The sequence below is a fragment of the Desulfovibrio sp. JC022 genome, assembly GCF_010470665.1.
Lineage (GTDB): Bacteria > Desulfobacterota > Desulfovibrionia > Desulfovibrionales > Desulfovibrionaceae > Maridesulfovibrio.
Genome location: NZ_VOPZ01000010.1, coordinates 130596 through 151403 on the forward strand (window position 1 = coordinate 130596; position 20808 = coordinate 151403).

Annotated in this window: 20 protein-coding genes; 16 read left to right on the forward strand and 4 right to left on the reverse strand. The window is 48.4% G+C overall.

The genetic code is table 11. The features are described 5' to 3' along the window. Positions 1-189: 189 nt before the first annotated feature. The 3 genes from FMS18_RS16790 to FMS18_RS16800 all read left to right on the forward strand — a co-directional run bounded on the left by FMS18_RS16790 (position 190) and on the right by FMS18_RS16800 (position 3413). Positions 190-1371: an iron-containing alcohol dehydrogenase gene (locus tag FMS18_RS16790; RefSeq protein WP_163295836.1), complete on the forward strand. Its 1182-nt coding sequence runs from the start codon at positions 190-192 to the stop codon at positions 1369-1371. A gap of 510 nt (positions 1372-1881) precedes the next feature. Further along, a complete protein-coding gene (locus FMS18_RS16795) occupies positions 1882-3048 on the forward strand; it encodes an ATP-grasp domain-containing protein (RefSeq protein WP_163295837.1) in 1167 nt (388 codons plus the stop codon). A 71-nt stretch (positions 3049-3119) separates the two neighbouring features. Beyond that, on the forward strand, positions 3120-3413 hold the full coding sequence (locus FMS18_RS16800; RefSeq protein ID WP_163295838.1) for a hypothetical protein: 294 nt from the start codon (positions 3120-3122) through the stop codon (positions 3411-3413). 99 nt (positions 3414-3512) lie between these two features. Here FMS18_RS16800 and FMS18_RS16805 read toward each other — a convergent pair whose 3' ends face one another. Beyond that, complete coding sequence (locus tag FMS18_RS16805; RefSeq protein WP_239061076.1) at positions 3513-4286, reverse strand: transporter substrate-binding domain-containing protein; 774 nt, start codon at positions 4284-4286, stop codon at positions 3513-3515. A gap of 295 nt (positions 4287-4581) precedes the next feature. Continuing rightward, positions 4582-5529 carry a hypothetical protein gene (locus FMS18_RS16810; protein ID WP_239061077.1) on the reverse strand — a complete coding sequence of 316 codons (948 nt, stop codon included), beginning with the start codon at positions 5527-5529 and terminating at the stop codon, positions 4582-4584. Between the two features lie 90 nt (positions 5530-5619). Between FMS18_RS16810 and FMS18_RS16815 the strand changes: the two genes are divergently transcribed. From FMS18_RS16815 to FMS18_RS16840, 6 genes are all read left to right on the forward strand, one after another. Then, positions 5620-6447 (forward strand): hypothetical protein, encoded by an 828-nt coding sequence (locus FMS18_RS16815; RefSeq protein ID WP_163295839.1) that lies wholly within the window; start codon positions 5620-5622, stop codon positions 6445-6447. A 406-nt stretch (positions 6448-6853) separates the two neighbouring features. Then, on the forward strand, positions 6854-8323 hold the full coding sequence (locus tag FMS18_RS16820) for an FkbM family methyltransferase (RefSeq protein WP_163295840.1): 1470 nt from the start codon (positions 6854-6856) through the stop codon (positions 8321-8323). Positions 8324-8332: 9 nt separating this feature from the next. Continuing rightward, positions 8333-9100 carry an exodeoxyribonuclease III gene (locus FMS18_RS16825; RefSeq protein ID WP_163295841.1) on the forward strand — a complete coding sequence of 256 codons (768 nt, stop codon included), beginning with the start codon at positions 8333-8335 and terminating at the stop codon, positions 9098-9100. Positions 9101-9330: 230 nt separating this feature from the next. Continuing rightward, positions 9331-11484: a methyl-accepting chemotaxis protein gene (locus FMS18_RS16830; protein WP_163295842.1), complete on the forward strand. Its 2154-nt coding sequence runs from the start codon at positions 9331-9333 to the stop codon at positions 11482-11484. 225 nt (positions 11485-11709) lie between these two features. Then, complete coding sequence (locus FMS18_RS16835; protein WP_163295843.1) at positions 11710-12111, forward strand: hypothetical protein; 402 nt, start codon at positions 11710-11712, stop codon at positions 12109-12111. 380 nt (positions 12112-12491) lie between these two features. Beyond that, entirely contained in the window at positions 12492-12671 is a 180-nt protein-coding gene (locus tag FMS18_RS16840; RefSeq protein ID WP_163295844.1) for a hypothetical protein, read from the forward strand. A 108-nt stretch (positions 12672-12779) separates the two neighbouring features. Here FMS18_RS16840 and FMS18_RS16845 read toward each other — a convergent pair whose 3' ends face one another. Beyond that, positions 12780-12950: a hypothetical protein gene (locus tag FMS18_RS16845; RefSeq protein WP_163295845.1), complete on the reverse strand. Its 171-nt coding sequence runs from the start codon at positions 12948-12950 to the stop codon at positions 12780-12782. 161 nt (positions 12951-13111) lie between these two features. On the opposite strand from FMS18_RS16845, the gene FMS18_RS16850 reads away from it, so the two are divergent. The 5 genes from FMS18_RS16850 to cbiD all read left to right on the forward strand — a co-directional run bounded on the left by FMS18_RS16850 (position 13112) and on the right by cbiD (position 18393). Next, entirely contained in the window at positions 13112-13852 is a 741-nt protein-coding gene (locus FMS18_RS16850; RefSeq protein WP_163295846.1) for an RNA methyltransferase, read from the forward strand. Positions 13853-13934: 82 nt separating this feature from the next. Beyond that, on the forward strand, positions 13935-14678 hold the full coding sequence (locus FMS18_RS16855) for a tetratricopeptide repeat protein (RefSeq protein ID WP_163295847.1): 744 nt from the start codon (positions 13935-13937) through the stop codon (positions 14676-14678). Between the two features lie 27 nt (positions 14679-14705). Further along, positions 14706-16082 (forward strand): cobyrinate a,c-diamide synthase, encoded by a 1377-nt coding sequence (locus tag FMS18_RS16860; protein WP_163295848.1) that lies wholly within the window; start codon positions 14706-14708, stop codon positions 16080-16082. A gap of 33 nt (positions 16083-16115) precedes the next feature. Next, positions 16116-17285 (forward strand): DNA polymerase IV, encoded by a 1170-nt coding sequence (gene dinB, locus FMS18_RS16865; RefSeq protein ID WP_163295849.1) that lies wholly within the window; start codon positions 16116-16118, stop codon positions 17283-17285. Continuing rightward, on the forward strand, positions 17278-18393 hold the full coding sequence (gene cbiD / locus FMS18_RS16870; protein ID WP_163295850.1) for a cobalt-precorrin-5B (C(1))-methyltransferase CbiD: 1116 nt from the start codon (positions 17278-17280) through the stop codon (positions 18391-18393). Before dinB ends, cbiD begins: the two co-directional genes overlap by 8 nt. On the opposite strand, the gene FMS18_RS16875 is transcribed toward cbiD, so the two are convergent. After that, positions 18384-18656 carry a hypothetical protein gene (locus tag FMS18_RS16875; protein ID WP_163295851.1) on the reverse strand — a complete coding sequence of 91 codons (273 nt, stop codon included), beginning with the start codon at positions 18654-18656 and terminating at the stop codon, positions 18384-18386. The genes cbiD and FMS18_RS16875 overlap by 10 nt on opposite strands. Before the next feature lie 130 nt (positions 18657-18786). Between FMS18_RS16875 and cbiE the strand changes: the two genes are divergently transcribed. Together cbiE and cobM are read left to right on the forward strand one after the other, a co-directional pair. Beyond that, positions 18787-20019 (forward strand): precorrin-6y C5,15-methyltransferase (decarboxylating) subunit CbiE, encoded by a 1233-nt coding sequence (gene cbiE, locus FMS18_RS16880; protein WP_163295852.1) that lies wholly within the window; start codon positions 18787-18789, stop codon positions 20017-20019. Between the two features lie 4 nt (positions 20020-20023). After that, positions 20024-20782, forward strand: coding sequence for a precorrin-4 C(11)-methyltransferase (gene cobM, locus FMS18_RS16885; RefSeq protein ID WP_163295853.1), 759 nt, complete (start codon positions 20024-20026; stop codon positions 20780-20782). The last annotated feature ends 26 nt before the right edge of the window (positions 20783-20808 follow it).

Sequence of the window (20808 nt, forward strand, 5' to 3'; positions counted from 1 at the left end):
TAAAAATCGCAAAAATGCATCCCCAAATGGTCCTGAAACGATTCACCACAAAAAGTCTCTCGGCTGCTCAACGGCCTGTAATATAACACTTTACGCATTTGGCACACGTCTTGCCCTATGGAAAGCGTTAATAAGTACACGACTAGGCCCAACCTTCAATAACCTCTTAAGCTACAAGGATGGACTCAAATGGCAGTACGTGAACAAGTAAACGGTTTTTTTATTCCCAGCGTAACCCTTATCGGTATTGGCGCACACAAAGAAATCCCCGCTCGCATCAAGGCTCTCGGCGGTAAAAAACCTTTGCTCGTAACAGACAAAGGTATTACCGGTGTAGGAATCACCCAGCAGATTGTAGACATTCTCAAAGCTGAAGGTATGGACTGCGTAGTCTATGATGACACCATTCCCAACCCCACTGACAAAAACGTAGCTGACGGTGTAAAAGCTTATCAGGACAACAAATGTGACTCCCTGATCACCCTTGGTGGTGGTAGCTCGCATGACTGCGGTAAAGGTGTAGGCCTTGTTGTTGCCAATGGCGGCAAAATTCATGACTATGAAGGCGTAGACAAGTCCACCAAGCCCATGCCTCCTTATGTAGCGGTTAACACTACCGCAGGTACTGCTTCTGAAATGACCCGTTTCTGCATCATCACCGATACTTCCCGCAAGGTTAAGATGGCTATCGTTGACTGGCGTGTAACTCCCGGTATCGCACTTGATGATCCGCTGCTGATGATGGGCATGCCTCCGGCACTGACCGCAGCAACCGGCATGGACGCGCTGACTCACTCCGTTGAAGCTTGGGTTTCCACCATCGCCACCCCCATCACTGACGCTTGTGCTGAAAAATCCATCCGCCTGATCAACCAGTTCCTGCGCCGCGCAGTTGCTAACGGTCAGGATATCGATGCCCGCGAAGGCATGTGCTACGCCCAGTATCTCGGCGGTATGGCCTTCAACAACGCATCACTGGGTCACGTACACGCCATGGCTCACCAGCTTGGTGGTTTCTATGACCTGCCTCACGGTGAGTGTAATGCTATCCTGCTGCCCCACGTTGAACAGCACAACCTGATCGCCAATGTTGAACGTTTCGCAACACTTGCTGAATGGCTCGGCGTTGACACCAGCGGCATGGACCAGCGCGATGCAGCTGACGCAGCACTCGATGCTATCCGCCAGCTTTCCGCTGATGTCGGAATCCCCGCAGGTCTGAAGGCTCTCGGCGAAAAATACGGTAAGAAGGTTTCCGAAAAGGATATCCCGACTATGACAGCAAACGCTCAGAAAGATGCCTGCGGTCTCACCAACCCCAGATGTATGACAGACGAAGCTGTTGCAGCAATCTACAAGGCTGCAATGTAAATATAAAAGTTTCATCCGGCCTGCGAATCTGCAAATCGCAGGCCGGATGTAAAAAATACTTTTGTTCACAGGTATGCGGATCATTTTGCATAACAGAGGTCATGGATTGGCAAAGGTTTGATCCGTTACCTGTAAACATCCGGCATCGGCGCGCAGGTGGAGCTGCAAACTCAATTAGGCCGGATGGACAGCGTATTTACCGAGGGGGACAAAATCCCCCTCAGAAATTTACCCCGCGCAGGCCCGGTTGCTTTGAAAGCCCGCAATTAAAAGCATACGGACCAATGCATAAATTGTTTCAATCACGTGCGGTCCTGACGGACCGTAAACTCCGGCACCTTGGAAACAAATGCAATCGGGCCTGCTCCTTTCTCCTATCCCCACGCATTCTGACATCCTTCCTTTTTTAATTTCTGTATCTTTTCATGCATTAGTCATGTGCCTATTGTGCTTGATCGAGAATATCTTTATTACTTCCGTTGAAAAGAACCCCACCCAAAGGAAAGCACAATGTTCATTCTGGAAAAACCATACGTATCCGATCTGTTAAAAAACACCCTCACAGGACTGGGCAAGCCAGTACTTGAAAATGAAGTCGCCAGCGAAGCATTCAAAAACTCCGGTGCTTCTCTCTGTTCTGAAAACGAGTTCGTAGAAGCATACGATAAAAATACCGCCCAGCCCGTCTATTCCAACTCGGAAAACGCCATTGATTGGATCGACAACAATCTGAACAAGGGCGACTTACCGCAAAAAATAAGATTATTTAAAGATAAAGGGGCATTCCGTGATCTAGTTAAGGACATGTATCCTGATTTCTTTTACCGCACCGTGAAATTTAAAGAGCTGGATATTGTCAAAGCAGAAGAACTGCCCATTCCCTGTGTGATCAAGCCCTGTGTAGGTTTTTTCAGCCTCGGCGTGCATATGGTGGAATCCGTTCAGGGCTGGAATGAGGCTGTAGATGCTATCCAGAATGAAGTTGAGCACATCAAAACCATGTACCCTGCCAAGGTGCTGGAGCTCGATAATTTCATTATCGAAAAATGTATTGAAGGTGAAGAATTTGCGGTAGACGCCTATTATGATGCTGACGGAAATCCGGTCATCATCAATATTCTCGGGCACCTGTTCGCTTCCAGCGATGATGTCAGTGACCGATGCTACATAACTTCCACTGATATCATCAACAAGCATCACGATGATTTTCTCGCGCTGCTGCAGGAAATAGGTAAGCGGGCAGAGCTTAAAAACTTTCCCATCCACATAGAAGTTCGCACCGATGGCCGCGGTAATCTCGGAGTCATTGAAGTCAATCCAATGCGTTTCGCAGGCTGGTGCGTAACTGATCTGGGGTATTACGCATACGGCATCAACCCGTATAAATATTTCATGAAAGGTCTCAAGCCGGATTGGTCCAAAATATCCGGCTGCTGTGATGGCAAAGTCTTCGCCATGGTCATTGGGGAAATCGATTCCGCTGTGGACCGCTCAAAAATAAAATCCGTTGACTACGAAAGATTCAAATCTAACTTCTCCAAACCGCTGGAATTACGAAAAATTGATTACACAGAGCATCCGGTGTTCGCCTTTATCTTTGCAGAAGTTGCTGCGGACAATATGGATGAATTAAAAAAGATGCTGCATGCGGATTTTACGCCGTACTTGAATTTTTAACCTGCCTTTGACAACGAAAGCCATTTGCGGCAAATTCCGGATATTAGATATCAACCTCTCAAGGAGAAACCATGAGCGAAACAATCGAAGATTTGACTATACATTACGAAGAAGACGGCCAGGTAATCGTTAAGGAACTGGACAAGGCCGTGCTGACCAAAGGCGCATGGACCACCATCATGTTCCGCTATAAACAGCTGGACCGCAAAAGCGGTGAATACGGCAAAGATATGTACACCATCCGCCGCTTCCGCAAGATGAAAGGCGAATATCGCCCGCAGTCCAAGTTTAACATTTCCAGCCCTGATCAGGCCCGTAAGATCATTGATGCCCTTGAAGGCTGGATCAAGGATGTTGAAGCTTAATTTACGCTGATCAATATTGCCACAGGGCAATAAAAAACTCCGCCCGGACAACCGGACGGAGTTTTTTTTGTTCACTCAAAGAAGCATATCTTCTACGGATTACTCTTCAAAAAAATCACCATAATATTCAAACACACCGGGATAATATTTTAAAACCATTTCCCGATATTCACCGCTATTCTTCAATCCGGCAAAAAATATATTGAATTCTCCCAGCAAGTCGGAAGAACCCTTGCGAAAAGCAACCCCCATGCGTTGTTCTTCTGAAACGGGCCCGATAACCTTCAGCGAATCTCCCCACATATCAAGAGCTACAAGGGCATCAGGAACATCGATAAGCGAAACATCGGCCAGCCCCTTAAGCAGTGCCGGGGCAAGATCGTTCACTTCACCGGGAAAATTAAGGACATCAGAGGTTGTGTGCTTAAAACCGTAAAGAGCCGGGTCGAGGCAGGTTTTCTCCTTACCCATAACCAAATGCCCCTTTATGGCAGCTTTGACCTTTTGGATAGCTTCATCAATATTGCCCCCACGCTTAATGGGGGACATGGGAAAATCTTTACGGGCAAGACACAGGATCTGAGTAGGGAATGTCGGCGTAGAATAATCAACTATTTTTTTCCGCCATTTGAGGATGGTCAGCCCGGTGGCAATCACATCCCCCCTGATCTCTGCCCGACCAAGAAGTTTTACATCATCACCAACGGGGTAAACATGGCTCCCGGTCAAATCCCCGAACACCCTTGCCCAATTGGAGGGCACAAATTCATAACCGACACCCAGATGGCGGGCAAAACGCTGCATCAGCTCTACATCAAGACCGGATTGCTGTGCAGTTACAAAGTTTGCATAAGGGATACCGAGATGACGCAATGCACCTCTTTCTTTAATCTCACTTAGGTCAGAGGCAAAAACATGCGAAGCTGAAGCTGAAAAAAGAAAACAAAGAGCGCAAAGTAAATTTAAAACCAGCACTGAGTTTCTTGACCGCATAGCCCAAGTATATGACAAATTTAAGTCCCCTCTCAATTTATATACTCAGCTCTCGCTAACGTTATACGGAGAACTTATCAACACAAACATTCGCACTTTAGAAACTCAAGCAGCATTATAAATACATTAATTTTTTAAAAGTCAACTCGTTACTCTAAAGATCAAAAAAGCAACATCAATTCACTGTGTACGCCCCGCCAGGCTCAACTTTCTGTACTGTAGAATTAGAAATGGTAAACCAGAGGAATTCACTGAATTTAGTACCAGCCTCGTTTTTTTCAGTATATGTGCAGCCCACCAGCCAGCCGGCATCAGTGTAATAACAATCGGTAGCAGATTCCATCTGCAATGTTTCCGGATACATGGAATTCTTACGCAGATATGTTTCTACTTCAGGATAAAATTTACTATCCGCTGAAAGTTTCGGTTTGGGACCGAATTTTTCTAATTCCTTCATGAAATCATCATACTTTTCCCGGTAACGCTCATATTTACTTTTATAGAGCTTCTCTCCGGGATTGAGCTGCATCAACTCCTCATAAATATCCATATTGGCCTTGAAATCTCGGACCGGAAGGACTTGCGCCTGAGCATACAATTTACGCTCCAGCCTTTTGCGCAATTTCTTGTCGTATCCCTTCAATTCCTTATTGTACTTGCTGTTCTCAGGATTAAGATCAGCTAATTCGCCATAATACTTGGCAAGTTCGGCATAGTTCCACTTGGAGGTCCTTTCAATGCGTTCAAGCAGGTCCTTTTCCGTGGCAAGATGAATCATGGCCCGCAACTCATCGTTCATGAGTTCCTTGTTCTGCTCGGCAACGGTCAGGGCAGTTTCGGCATTACCGGTTTCAATAAGCCTTTTCATGGACTCAATTACTTTGGCCCTCTGCCCGTCCTGTTTTTCAGTAAGGATACGTTCCTGTTCAACCCTGTTCTGCTCGGCAATTCGGGCTTTTTCCTCAGCAACAGACTGCTGCACAGTAAAAACAGTGTACCCGGCAGCAATAAGGAGAATCCCTCCGGCAATACCGCCCAGCAAAATCTTCCGCGACTGAATAAATTCTTTGATGGTTTCCATGTTCATGGCAGCAAAGATACGGATAGCGCATTTACCCGTCAACAAAACATCCGTCCAAATCCAGTTTTTTGTTTTATCCTCTAAACAATTCTTAAGGTAAGCCGATATGATTCATATGGAAGGAAAACGGTCATGCAAATAAACGGATCAGCACTAAAGAGCAATTACGGAGCTCCGACTTTACTGGACAACGGTCCTCCGCTTTTGGGCGGGAGCCGGACTTCGGGCGTTAGAGCGACGCGCCTGAATGTTTCGGCCTCGCCCGTAAATACTGCTGATCAATTTGCAGAACTGATCGCTCAAAAGGCCGTTAATCCGGACAAAACAGGCGAAAATCAGAAAGGGGCCGAGGGAGATTTTCAAAATCCCAAGGACCCTTCTGATCTGGCCGGAGCACTCGCCAGTGCTGCCGACTTCATAGAAGGAAAATTCGGCCACGAAGCCGCAACCGCTTTCAAAGGTATTGTCATTGCCAATTCAGGGGACCAGATTACTGAGGAATCTCTGAGTAACGGCTTGTTGAAATCCGTCCAGTTCATTGACCGCAACTTCGGCTTTGCCGCCGGAGATCAGGTTATGGATAATTTCAACTCCAATCTCAACAATGCCATGAATGAATACTTTGAGAACGGGTTGCAGGAACACTTTTTTGCAGTTAGTCCCGATTCCGGAGTACAGACCACCCTGCAAAACACTTTTGCACAAGTCAGCGAACAATTCGGGGAAGCCACAGCTGAAAGCATCAAAAGCCTGATTAAAGAAGTTCTCGAAGATGAAGGAAAGAGCCTTGATTCCCTTAAAAAAGGACTTGATAAAGGTTTATCCGAAGCAGAGAAGAACAATCCCGGCATCACAGACCTCACCGCTCCACTTGCTGCCGGTGAAATCATGGATAAACTGCAATCAGGCAGTTCTGTCGCAGCACCTCCACCCGGCTCCGTATTGAATATTTCTGTTTAAGGGATAGCAATTTTAAAAATATACTTGAATTTATTTTGGTATCCGCTAAATCATTTCGTATAATCCTCTCTCGTATTCCCTCTGTTTAGCTGTCAAAACCGGACTAAATCGGTCTTATTTACTGTTCAAGACTGTTTTTTTTTGCTAACAAAAGGAATCCAGTTCAATAAGCACTAAACGGAGGAGTAAGGATATGAGCTTTTTCTGGTTTTTCTTCGGTCTCGCGATGACTATTGCTGCTATTGCCTTTATTAAAGCAGGTAGCACTGAGGACTAGTCATTACGATTAACGGGGTTGCCCGTTACCATTTTTTAAAAGCCCGCTTTGTGCGGGCTTTTTTTATGCTCTACTTTCAGGTAATTGTTCATATATTCTTAATGGCAAAAGAAACACTACGGAAAAAACGTGAGCAGACAGAACATACTTGACCAATTAAATAAACACAGCCATGCATGGCGGGTTGTGCCCAGCTTCATTAAGAATGATCAGGGCGAACCTGAATTCGAAATGCTGCTGGCAAATGCGGAAATGAAGGACCCCGGAACAGCTTCCCTTAATTTCCGGGAAACCCGTTGCGGGGGCTTTGAATATGCATCAAGAGCCTTTTTGCACGCCCACCTGCAACCGGGAGACCTGTTCATTGATGTTGGTGCCCATTTCGGACTCTACACCCTGACCGCTGCCAAAAAATTCCCGGACCAAATCAAAGTACTGGCCATTGAACCGCACCCGGACAACCTTAAACGACTGGCCATGTGGTGCGAATTTAACGAGTGCCAGCAGAATGTAAAGATTGCCCAATGCGCTGCATCATCACAGAGCGGACAAAGTAAGCTAATCCAGAATTCATCCATGGGCCACAGTCTTGTCCCCCAGCCGGGCAACAGAAGTCAGGGGGAGCCTATCCCGGTCCGGCTTGAAACATTGGACAACATTACCCGTCAAGCCGGTTACATGGATTCCGGGGAACGTATTTTCCTGAAAATCGACACCGAAGGACATGAACTGGCAACCCTCATGGGTGGATTGGAACTGCTAAAAACAGGCCGGGTAGCCGCCGTCATCTGGGAAAAAGGACACTTCCACAACTCGGAAAAAGGCATCAAGGAATTCACAGCCATCATGGGACTGCTGCGCGACATGGGCTACGAATCGTACCGCTTCCCCCACGAGGATATGGGCGGACCGCTGGTTCCCTATTCCCCAAGCCATGAGCTGTGCAACGTCATCAGTATCGACAAATCACTGACCCCGCTGCCGGTGTATGAACAACCGTGGAAAGCACACGCAGTGATGTCCTCCAGCATGCGTCCCCCTGTTTCTGAAAATTTCATGATCGGCTTCACTCAGCAGCTGATCAAAGAAAAGAAAACCGACTGCGGACGCTGGTCCAGCTGGAATATGCTGGGCAATGAAGCTGATTTACGGGCAGGTATGGCCGGGCAGCTGGTTCCTGAAAACAGTTCCGTGCTTGATGCCGGGGCAGGAGTAATGCTTTTGCGGGATTATATTCCGGAAAGCAGCACCTACATTCCACTGGATATTGTGGCCCGCAACCGCAAAACCATTGTGGCCGACCTTAACCAGCAGCAATTCCCGGAACAGAATTTCGATGTAATCTGCGCACTGTTCCTGCTTGAGTTTATACACGAACCGCAGATATTTTTTGATTGGGCTTTCAGCCATGCTGAAAAAATGATCTTCACCTACCATCCGTTTATGCCGGGCAAGGATGTCAGCAAACGCAGGGCTGCGGGATTCTTTAATGACTTTAACATCAATGAATTAAAACTTATGGTTGAAAAATCGGGCTGGAAAAATGTCCTGATCACTGACATCACTTTCGGTCAGGTCTGTTTTGAATGTTTAAAATAAGGACAGGATATGAAAATATACTCATGGAACGTTAACGGATACCGGGCTGTAATCAAAAAGAATTTCAACGAATGGTTCGATCAGAGCAACGCGGATGTGGTCATGGTTCAGGAAACCAAAGCCCACCCGGACCAGATTCCCGATACCCACCGCGACTACGCGGGATATGAATCATTCTGGAACTGGTCCAAGGTAAAAAAGGGTTACTCCGGCACGGCCTGTTTCTCCCGCCAGCCGGTGCTTTCCCACTCTTTCGGCCTTGCGGAAGAAAAGTACCAAGGCGAAGGCAGGGTTGTACTCATGGAATACGACCAGTTCTACCTTTTTAATATATACTATCCCAACGGTCAGATGAACGAGGAACGGCTCGAATATAAGCTGGGTTTTTACGACAGCTTTCTCAAATATGCCGAAGAACTGCGCAAAAATAAGCCCATAGTGGTCGGCGGGGACTTCAATACCGCACATACGGAAATCGACCTCAAAAACCCAAAAGCCAACTCGGAAAGATCAGGTTTCCTGCCCATTGAACGGGCCTGGCTCGATAAATTCATCGAACACGGCTATGTGGACACCTTCAGGATGTTTGATGACAGCCCCGGCAAATATTCGTGGTGGAGCTACCGCTTCAATGCCCGCAAAAATAACGCTGGTTGGCGCATTGACTATTTCTTTGTATCCGAAGAGCTGAAAGACAATGTAAAAAACGCATGGATTGAGTCTGATGTACTGGGTTCTGACCACTGCCCTGTCGGCATTGAACTGGCTTTCCCTTGAACATAAGCGCATTTTTTTTGGGAGGGGGAGTTCTACCCTCTCCTATTATATATTATTAAGAATAAATCTTATTTAAGCCAATATTTGCATTAAACATGGCTTCCTATCTTGAAATATTGTATTGTTGTAACAATTGGGGTTGGACACTGTGAGTGAACACACACGCTAACAGCCTTTAAAAATTGACAAATACCAAACGATACGTGTCTCAAACAGGATGGAGGTTTACTATGTTTAAAAACATGCGGATAGGAACTAAAATCGCGCTCAGCATCAGCGCGTTGATGATTGTCATCTTTGTGGCCTTCACCAGCTTAATTGTCAGTAAGGCACGAGAATCCTCCATTGAGCAGGCCCAGAATCTTGCCGAAGAAATGGCCGGGCGATACGGCAATGAAGTTAAGGGAATCATTGAAAAAGCCCTTGACGCATCGTGGGCAGGGGCTGCGGCCATGCAAAGCATCTCCGATTTCAAGGCGAATGTTGACCGCGAAATGGTCAATGACTTCATTAAAACCCTGACCGAAGCCGACCCCATGTTCTTCGGAACCCAGATAGTAATTGAAGCCAACGAACTTGATGGCCGGGATTACGACTTTGTCGGAAATGAAAAATACGGCCCTAAAGGGGAATACGGCCAGTACGGTTGGTACGATGGCGGGACGTGGAAACTTGCAGAAATGCACAAAAACGATCCTAACAATACCCGCGCATGGTACATGGTTCCGCGAGACACCCAAAAAGCCGTCCTGACTGAGCCTTATACCACTTCAGTTGTTCCCGAAGTTATGGCCACAGTCAGTGTACCCATCCTTAAGAGCGGTAAGTTCATCGGGGTTGTGGGTATTGACTTTGTCCTCGGGTCATTTGAAAAAATGATTAAAGATATCCATCCCATGGAAACCGGGTATGCCTTCATTACCTCCAACAAAGGTTATTGCGTAGCCCACCCGGACAAAGACATTGTTACCAAGAACATCACCGACGCCTTCCCGGAGGCAGACCGCAGGGATATCCTGAATGCCATTGAAAATGGAAAACCTTACCACAAGACCATAGTTTCCCCGAAATCCGGGAAAGAATTCTACTATGTATTTGAACCAGTCGTAATCAGTGGAACAACCACTCCCTGGTCCATCGGGCTGGCTATCCCCACCGATAAAATCTACGCCGAAGCAAACAGTTTTTTCAAACTGATCGTCACTATTTCGATACTGGCTATCTTGCTGGTTATCGGAGCGATTCTGCTTATTGCCAGAAGTATTTCCAAACCTATCGGCATCATGGCTGATGCTGCGGAAAAAGTTGCTGGCGGCGATTTTAATGTAAAGCTTAAGGCTGAACTGTTCAGCGGAGAATTGCTGACTCTGCACACAGCAATGGATTCCATGGTCGCGAACCTAATCAAATTCATTTCCACTGCTGAAGAAAAATCCAAGGAAGCTGAGCAGCAAACCGAAGCTGCAAACAAAGCCCTTGAGGAAGCACGGGTAGCAAAAGAAGCAGCCGAACGGGCCAAGGCTGAAGGTATGCTTCAGGCTGCAAGACAGCTTGAAGGTATTGTTGAGCAGGTCACTTCCGCTTCCGAAGAGCTTTCATCCCAGATTGAAGAATCCGCACGCGGATCTGAAACCCAGCGCGAGCGCACTTCTGAATCAGCGACCGCCATGGAACAGATGAACGCATCCGTACTGGAAGTTGCCCAGAATGCTTCACAGGCAGCGGAAAGTGCCATGGATGCCAAGCAGAATGCTGAAAACGGCGGCAAAATTGTCGCCAACGTTGTCTCTTCAATTGACTCAGTCAACAAAGCCTCCACTAAGATGGTCAGCGGACTGAACGAATTGGGAACGCAGGCTGAAGGCATCTCACAGGTCATCACTGTAATCACCGACATTGCCGACCAGACCAACCTGCTGGCCCTGAATGCAGCCATTGAAGCTGCCCGCGCAGGTGAAGCCGGACGTGGATTCGCAGTTGTTGCAGATGAAGTCCGTAAGCTGGCTGAAAAAACAATGCAGGCGACTCAGGAAGTTGAGCAGGCTGTTCACGCCATTCAGTCTGAAACCCGCCGAAACATCGAAGAGATGAACAACGCTGCAAACATGGTTGCCAAGAGTACCGAGTATGCAGGACAGGCAGGTGAAAGTCTTGAAACCATTGTTGAAAATGTTGATTCCACAGCGGATCAGGTCCGGGCCATCGCCACTGCCAGTGAAGAGCAGTCCGCAGCCAGTGAGCAGATCAACCGCGGAACCGACGAGGTTAACCGCATTGCCATGGAAACAGCCGAAGCAATGCACCAATCCATGACCGCAGTATCTGACCTTGCAAGACTCTCAGGAGACTTGCAGAATCTCATTGAAGACTTGAAAGACGTATAAAAATTATACTGCAAAAAAAACACAAGACAAAAATGGCTTCTCCATACGGAGAGGCCATTTTTATTTTATACATCACTCAACCGTGCAAATCGAAATTATGACAATTAAACATTCGAAAGTTTGGTTTACAATAAAACACGAAAAGTGATAACAACACAGCTATTCAACAAGGCGTTTTTCACACCGCAACGACAAAGACACTTTTCAAATCACTCTGGAGGAATGATGAAAAAAATGATTTTAACTTTGGCACTGGTTCTTCTACCCACTCTTTGCTTTGCAGGGCCCATGGAAGACTTTGTGGAGGAGTGCACAAAAGCTACACAAAATGAAACGGCATGCATGAAAATTTATGCCGATGCCATGAGCAGCCATATTTTCGATGGAGCAAATTTTTCGGCCGGACAAAGAGTAAAATGCGGTGCAGGCCTTGAACTTCGTGTTGCTGCCCATGCCTGTGAATTCCTGCCCATAGGCGGTGGAGCCTGTGTTGAAGCAGCCAAACGCCAATGCGCCCGTATGTGCGGCGGATGTCCGTCCATTGCTGACAGATTCTGTCAGTCCGATCTGCCACTTACCGACATGATCAAACAAATTAAAAACGGCAAATTCGCTTGTAAACAATAAATACTCACATACTACCACTCTGCTTAGAAGAAAAAGCTGCCGGAAATATGTTTCCGACAGCTTTTTTTATTAAAACTCACTTTTTTACTTGAAATCGATTCTCAAGTTCATTAAGACTAATTTCAGGCAAACAAAAAAAGGAGATATACCATGACCCAGACAGCCAGTATTTCTTCACTCGACAAGAAAAAATTTCTGAAAAGTGCATTTAAAAATTTTTGCGGCTCCAGCGCAAAAAAAACAATGGAGACGGACAATCCCCCCTTTCCGAATCCTGAAAAAAACAAAGCCCAATCCTGACCAGAATTGACCATGCTGAGTTCAGGCAGTTCTGAAATTTTCTGAAATTTCCTCAAATAAAAAAATCAGCGGAGTATAAAATGGCAGATGTTATCAGAGAAGCAGCTCGCATGAGACAGCAATACGGTTGGAAAACATATCTTATAAAATTTAAAGACTACTACTCATACACTTTTGACCCCAGCCTTTTCCCGGATTTTGAATTACTTGGTGAAGTAGGAACTGATGGAGCGATCATCCCCTCCTCCAAGGTGAAATAAACAACCCGCATACTCTCCCAAGGTTGTAACACCCATGCTTTAACCTGACTTCACCTTCCCGGCTTCGTATCTCTCCCCGTAGACGAAGCCGGGATTATTTTTTTAGAACTAATCTTCAGCACAGTCCTCAGAAAGCGCATCCCCAATCCGTCCAAAAACTTCCTGCAATTTTTCGGGAATGGCATCCCCGCCGCTTAAAAGTTCCTGCACCTCTTGCGAGGAAAGTCCTGCCGATTCGGCAATAGCTAATATTTTTTCCGATATTTCAGTCTTGTTCATAGCTTTCTATTTACACTCCCCGCACTCGGTTTGCAAAAAATGATTTTGTGCAAAAAACGAAACTGGACATCAATAAAAGATGGCTCTATTAAGGCTATCGTCTGCCCTGAACAAGAGATATTCAGATCAGCGGACACCAAAATCATTTTTCTGGAGCTAACATGCTGGACAACCTGAGCATTGTACTTTTCGGTACCAAATACCCTGAAAACGTCGGATCATCGGCCCGAGCCATGACCAATATGGGCTGCAACAACCTGACTCTGGTGCGCCCTGCATCATGGGACATGGACAAGGCCCTGCCGCTGGCAACAGTGAAAGCCCGTGACATTGTGGAAAAAGCGGTAGTCGCAGACGACCTTTCCGAAGCCTTAAAAGGACATACCAGAGTATACGGAACAACCGCCCGCACCGGAGGCTGGCGCAAAGGTGTAATGACCCCGTCCACCGCGGCTCCGCTTATGGTTGAACAGCTTCGGGCAGGTGAAAAAATAGCAGTGGTATTCGGCCCGGAAGACAGAGGACTGACTAACGATGAAACCCAGCTCTGCTCAAGACTGATCAACATCCCCACCAGCCACGACAACAGCTCCCTGAACCTTTCTCAAGCAGTACTCATCATTTTGTATGAATGCTTTAAAAACGCTCTGGATAAACCCTACACTCCCGCAGGCCCGCCAGAAGAGCGTTCTACATCATTTGAAGAGCAGGAAATTCTGGCTTCCAACCTGCAAGAAACCCTGCTGGCAATTGATTTCCTGAAGGCCGACAACCCCGACTACTGGATGATGCCGGTCCGCAGGTTCATGTCCAGACTCGACATCAAACGCAACGAATTCAATCTGCTTATGGGAATATGCCGTCAGATCAAATGGATAGCCGGACAGGCAGGTAAAAAATAATCAGATAGCAAGCTCAGCCCCTTCTCAATTTAAAGAAAGAAAGCTACAGTACAAACCAAATTTAGATATGCGGAGCCTGTAAATGTCCGAAAAAAATACCATTCAAGACCTAAGCGGAGTATTCTCGCGCCAGAGAATCGCCAAGGTCGGAACCGGAACCACCACCCGCCGAGTGGCTCAGATCGGTTACTATTTTGTTGAACAAATGGCCGAAGACCTTTTTCAGGTCCGTCCTTTGAACAGTAATTTCGTCCCCACCGGTGATCCGGAAGGAATCACCCGCGACGAACTTCTTGAGTCATATACCCCGGAACCTGAAATGTACCACAAGCAGGTTCTGCCCAACATGAAGGATTTGCAAAAAACCCTCGCCCGTGCGGACCGTCACCGCCAGCAGGGAAATTCCTTCAGTGCCGAGATGGAATACACCAACGCCATCAAGGTTGATGAACTGAACGTACGTGGCAACTTCGGGGTTGGACTCTGCCTTATGCAGAGAGGTGAAAATGACCGGGCAAATGATGTTTTCGCCCGCCTTGTTTCCATGGATGCCCCCTTTGCCCCTGAACACAAGCATATGTTCAATGATTTCGGCATCAACCTGCGTAAATCAAAAATGATCCCGCAGGCCATTGAATATTACTCCAAAGCCATTGCCCTCAGCCCGGAAGATGAACACCTGCGTTACAATCTCGCCCGTGCCTACTTTGAAGACAAGCAGTACGAAAAAGTACGTGAGGAACTGACTAAGTGTCTGGAACTTAATCCTGATTTCGCTGAAGGCAAAAAATTTGTCGCTTATCTGGACAAAAATAAGCTGGGCTGATCCGAAAAAAAACATTATAGAGTTCCAATGAACTCCATCAAAGGCTTCATTGTAGCAGGAACCCACAGCGGTTGCGGCAAGACCTCGGTAACACTGGGGCTTATGGCTGCGCTCGCCCGTCGCAATATCAAAGTCCAGCCCTTTAAGACCGGGCCGGACTTCATTGATCCGGGGCACCATAGCCGTGCAGCCGGACGGACCTGCCACAACCTTGACGGCTGGATGCTTTCGGGCAAAACCCTGCGCGATATATTTTCCCGCTACTCACAGGACGCTGACGCCTGCATTGTTGAAGGCGTCATGGGCCTGTACGACGGCTATTCCGCGCTGGATGAAACAGGTTCCACCGCCCATCTTTCCAAAGAGCTGAACCTGCCGGTAATTCTGGTTGTGGATGCCGGGTCCATGGCCCGTTCCGCAGCTGCGCTGGTGCAGGGATTCTGCAATTTTGATCCTGAAACCCCTGTGGCGGGGGTTATCTTCAACCGCGTTGGAAGCAGCAATCACGCCCAGATCCTGACCGAAGCCATCTCACTTACAGAGGTCCCCCTTGTGGGCTGTCTTCCCCGCAGGGAAGAAATAGCCACGCCCTCCCGTCATCTGGGACTTGTAACCCCGGAACACCTTGAAGACCTTGAATTCAAATACAATGCCCTTGCGGACTGGGTTGAAGAAAACCTTGATCTGGACCAGATAATCGAAGCCCTGCCTGACATTCCCCTGCAACCGCGTTTTGATGAAGTACCCATGATCCCTCGAACCCGCATCGGGATTGCGCAGGATGATGCCTTTTCATTTTACTACGAAGAAAACCTGCGTCTGCTGCGCGAAGCAGGAGCGGAGCTTATCCCCTTTTCCCCCATAGAAGACAAAGCCCTGCCTGAAGGTATTTCCGGACTTTATTTCGGTGGCGGCTACCCGGAACTGGCCGCCTTTGATCTGGCCCAGAATACCAAGCTGCGCCGGGCCATTGCTGAGTTTTCTGCGGCAGGCCATCCGGTATATGCAGAATGCGGCGGTTTCATGTATCTCATGGAATCCATTTGCAAAGATGACCGTGTTTTCCCCATGTGCGGCATATTCCCCTTCCGCAGTGCCATGCAGTCCCGTTTCCAATCCCTTGGGTACCGCGGTGTTGAACTTTCCCATGACACAATCCTCGGTCCGGCTGGAACTATGATCCGTGGTCATGAATTCCATTATTCCGCATTGGAAGATATGCCGGAAAATCTGCGAAAATCCTATCAGGTGACCTGCAAGAAAAAAATTTCCGCAAGCGAAGGATTCATTGCCAATGAAAACACGCTGGGCAGTTATATTCATCTTCATTTTGCCAGTAATCCGCAGGTTGCAAAGAATTTTGTAGAAGCCTGCATGGCCTCTTCACACGCGGAAGAAATTTAAGCAGACTGCATTTACTCCAAAACGGGCAACTCAATGCAGAAGTACATCATGCACATAGACATGGACGCCTTTTTCGCGTCCGTGGAACAACTGGACAACCCGGCCCTGCGCGGAAAACCAGTGGGCGTCGGCTCCCTGCACGAACGTTCGGTCCTAAGCGCGGCCTCTTACGAAGCGCGTAAATTCGGGGTCCGCTCAGCCATGCCCGTGCATCAGGCCCTGAAACTCTGCCCGCAATTACAGGTGGTTTCAGGAAGCAGACATCGGTACAAGGAAATTTCGCGCAAAGTCATGGAAGTACTATCCAACTACTCTCCGGTTGTGGAAAAAGCATCCATTGACGAAGCCTACATCGATATCACCGGAACGGAAAAGCTGTTCGGCACCCCGCTGCAAATTGCCCAATCCATCAAAGCCGATATCCAGAAAGCCACCGGGCTGACTGCATCAGTAGGCATTGCCCCGGTTAAATTTCTGGCCAAAATAGCCTCCGACCTCAACAAACCGGATGGCATCTCCATCATCGAAGCTGAGCAGGTGCAGGTTTTTCTGAAAACCCTGCCGGTGGAAAAAATTCCCGGTGTAGGCAAAAAAGCCCTGCCCCGACTGCGCTCCTACGGCATCACTTATGCTGCCGACCTTCGCCGCTACCCCCCGGAATTTTGGAGAGAACATTTTGGGGAGCGTGGTCCCGTCCTCTACGATAAAGGCGCAGGAATTGACCCCACCCCGGTGACCAAAGGTGGGGCCATGAAATCATCCAGCGCGGAGAACACCTTCGGCAAGGATGTTTCAGATATCCATACCCTGAAAACCCTGCTGCTCAAGCAGTCCGAACGCATTGCAGCAGATATTAGAAAACATGGGGTCAAAGGCCGGACCATCACCCTGAAAATCAAATTTCCCGATTTCCGCCAGATCACCCGCAGCCGGACCCTTGATTCACGCACCTCCCATGGTGGAACAATCTACAAAACAGCATGCCAAATACTGGATGCGGAGCTGCCAATCGGCAAAATACGACTGATTGGGGTCGGCATTTCCAATTTCGAAGAACGCAACAGGCAGCTATCCCTGCTGGATGATCCTGAAAAGCCTCGCAAAAATAAAAAACTGGACCAGCTGGACAAAGCCATGGATCAGGTACGCCTTAAATTCGGTAAGGATATCCTCACCAAAGGGAGGCTGCTGGAAGATGAGTAAAAGAGATCTGAGTAAAGAACAGCTCCGCGAGGGCTATACCACCGGATCTTCAGCAACCGCAGCAGCCATGGCTGCTATCCGGGTTTTGTTTAGCGATGACACGCCGGAACAAATTGAAATTCCTCTTCCGGTCAAAGGGACCTTGAACATTCCTATTGCACGGGTGGAAAAAGAAGGTAAGTGCGCACGCGGTGTGGTCATTAAAGACGGCGGAGACGACCCGGACGCCACCCACGGGCATGAAATTCATGCGCTGGTGGAAATAAGCGAAGCCGAAACCCTGCGAGTTGAAGTTGAAGGCGGCATTGGCGTTGGCCGGGTAACCCTGCCGGGACTGCCTGTCCCTGTTGGCGAAGCTGCCATCAATCCCGTGCCCCGCAAACAGATCATTTCCGGAGTCATCAAGGAGACCAACGAAGTGACGCCGGATTTCGCAGGACTAATTAGAATCACCATTGAAGTGCCGCAGGGCGAAACAATCGCCAATGAAACCATGAATGCCCGGCTGGGCATTCTGGGAGGAATCTCCATACTGGGCACCCAAGGAATTGTGCGCCCCTTTAGTCATGCTTCGTGGAAAGCATCAATCGCCCAGTCTTTAAACGTGGCCCGAGCCAGTGGTCTGGATGAAATAGTATTCACAACCGGAAGGCGCAGTGAGCAGTTCTATCTGGAACAATTCCCCGAAACCCCGCCCATCGGTGTGGTGCAGGCTGCTGATTTTTTTAAATTTTCCATGCAACAGGCCAGACTGAAAGAAATGCGCACGGTACGTTGGTCCATTTTCATCGGTAAGGTGGTCAAACACGCCATGGGTTTTCCCTACACCCACGCCAAAGACTGGGCCATTGATTTTGACCTTCTGGCCGATTGGTGCGCGGAACTGGGCATGCCAGAGGAATTGACAGAAAAAAACCGGGCCGCGATAACGGCCCGGCATATATATGAAATGGTCCCCGAAGAATCACGCGAAGCTTTCATCCGCATGCTGGTCCGTAAAGCACGCGAAAGTGCCTGTGGATTCAGCGGGAACTCGGAGGTAGCAATAAAGTACGTCCTTTTTGATTTTGAGGGCAAAATGATCTATTCCCCCGAAAATCAGAAATAATCTTCTTCGTCATGGTCACTGAGGGTATAGAGTACGTAGATTCCCACGGCACCGGCAAGTAAAGACACCACATAAAAGGGTGTACAGCGATTCTCTGTACCGGCTGTATAATTGTTCACCTCGTACTCGATACGCATGTTGCCCATAATGTCATTAACATCGGACATGGTTTTTCCGGCCAGCATGGGAGCGGTGAGGGAGAATCCGTAGAAAGCAGTAAGAATGGAGCCGACCAAAAGAGCTATGGCAATTAACCTTTTCATATCTCATCACCTCCGCAAAAAGCATGGAAGGGGTCAAAATCATAATAACAGATTCTTATTTTTTTGGTAACTAATATTGAAATAAAATTCAGGATTGAAATCTTCCTTTAATATCCAAGCAATACATTGTATGAAACATAACATGATACATCCTCTGCAAATAATCGGACTCCATCCGGGCAGCCTTGAGCCGTCGCAAAAGGCAGCAGAAAACATTTCCAAAGCCGATATACTCAGCGGAGGAAAAAGGCTGCTGGAAGCATTTCCAAAGTTCAAAGGAGAAAAGATCCCCTTCAGTTCCCCGGTAAAGGAATATGCAAAGACTCTTGAAAAATTACTCGCCAAGGGTAAAAAAGTAGTCTTGCTGGCTGATGGCGACCCACTGCTCTTCGGCATTGCCCAGTCCCTTATTCCCATGCTGGGTGAAGAAAACGTAACGATCACGCCCTCGCTATCCACAATTCAGCTCGGAGCGGCAAGATTGGGATGTAGCTGGAAAGATTTTGAAATTATTTCCCTGCATGGAAGAAACGACTTTTCCCCACTTTTCGGAGCCATGCAGCGCAAGAAAGATTGCGCCGTCTACACGGATCAAACCAATACCCCGCAAGCCATTGCCAAGCGGCTGCTAGAAAAAGGGGTTGATAATTACTTCATGGTCGTGCTGGCCCGGCTTGGCACCCCCGAAGAGAAAATCACCCGAGGCAGGCCGGAATCTTTCCTGAATTTCACCTGCGCGGACCTGAACATCGTCATCCTTACTGTGGACAACAAAGAAAGCAGCACCAAAATCTTCGGGCGTGAAGACGATTCATTCACAAGGGAGAAGGGATTGATCACCAAGCTCCCGGTCCGTTCCACCGGAATCGCACTGCTGGATATCAGGCCGAACCAGACTGTCTGGGACCTCGGCGCGGGCTGCGGCTCGGTTGCCATTGATGCTTCTTTCATCACCACTGGTTCACGTTTTTTTGCAATTGAGCAGAAGCCCGAGCGGGTTGAAATGATCAAAGAAAATATCCGCAGATTCAAAGCTTGGTCCGTTGAGCCGACCTGCGGAACAATGCCGCAAGCCCTGGCTGAACTCCCGGACCCGGAACGTATTTTCATGGGCGGGGGCATCGGGCGTGATGACTCGGTTATCCGCGAAGCAGCCAAACGCCTTAAACCGGGCGGCAGACTGGTGGTCCACGCCATCCTCATGGGCAGCATCCAGCGCAGCCGCGACCTGTTCGAAGAACTGGGCTGGAACTGGCAGTCCATGCAGATTCAGGCCTCAACTTCAGATAAACTGGCCGGGGACATCCGCTACAAGGCGCACAATCCGGTAACCATACTCTGGGCCGACAAGCCCGAAGGATAATATAATGGGTAAAGTATATTTTATCGGAGCCGGGCCGGGCGACCCGGAACTGATCACCGTAAAAGGGCAGCGCATCATCCGCGAAGCCGGGCTGGTTCTCTATGCCGGATCACTGGTTCCTGAAGCTGTCATTGCCGAAGCACGCGAAGATGCTCGCATTGAAAACTCAGCCTCCATGTCTCTGGAAGAAACAGACCGCATCATGCAGGAATATACAGCCAAGGGTGAAATCGTGGCCCGCGTGCATACCGGTGACCCCGCGCTTTACGGAGCAGTGCAGGAGCAAGCCCGGTTACTGCAAGCAACGGACATCGAATATGAGGTCATTCCCGGTGTAACTTCAGCCTGTGCAGCAGCGGCAGCGTCCGGCGCATCCTTCACCGTTCCCGGAGGAACCCAGACCCTAATCCTGACCCGCATGGCCGGGAGAACCCCGGTGCCTGAATCCGAAAGTTTGCAAAAACTGGCCGCCCATAATTCCGCCATGGCTATTTATCTTTCAGCGGGAAACCCCATGGGCATTCAGGAACAGCTTCTAGCCGGGGGCATGGAACCGGCCACCCCGGTCATCCTCGGCTACCGTATCGGCTGGCCCGAAGAAAAGTCCGTACCGACCACCCTTGAAAATCTGGCTGAAACAGCAGAACAGAACGATTTCAAACGGCAAACCATTTTCATGATCCTGCCCGGTAAGGACAATGACAGCGAATCCCTGCTTTATGATTCAGGATTCAGCCATATGTTCCGCAAAGAAGACACATAAGCACTCAAAAGAATAGCACTCCTGCG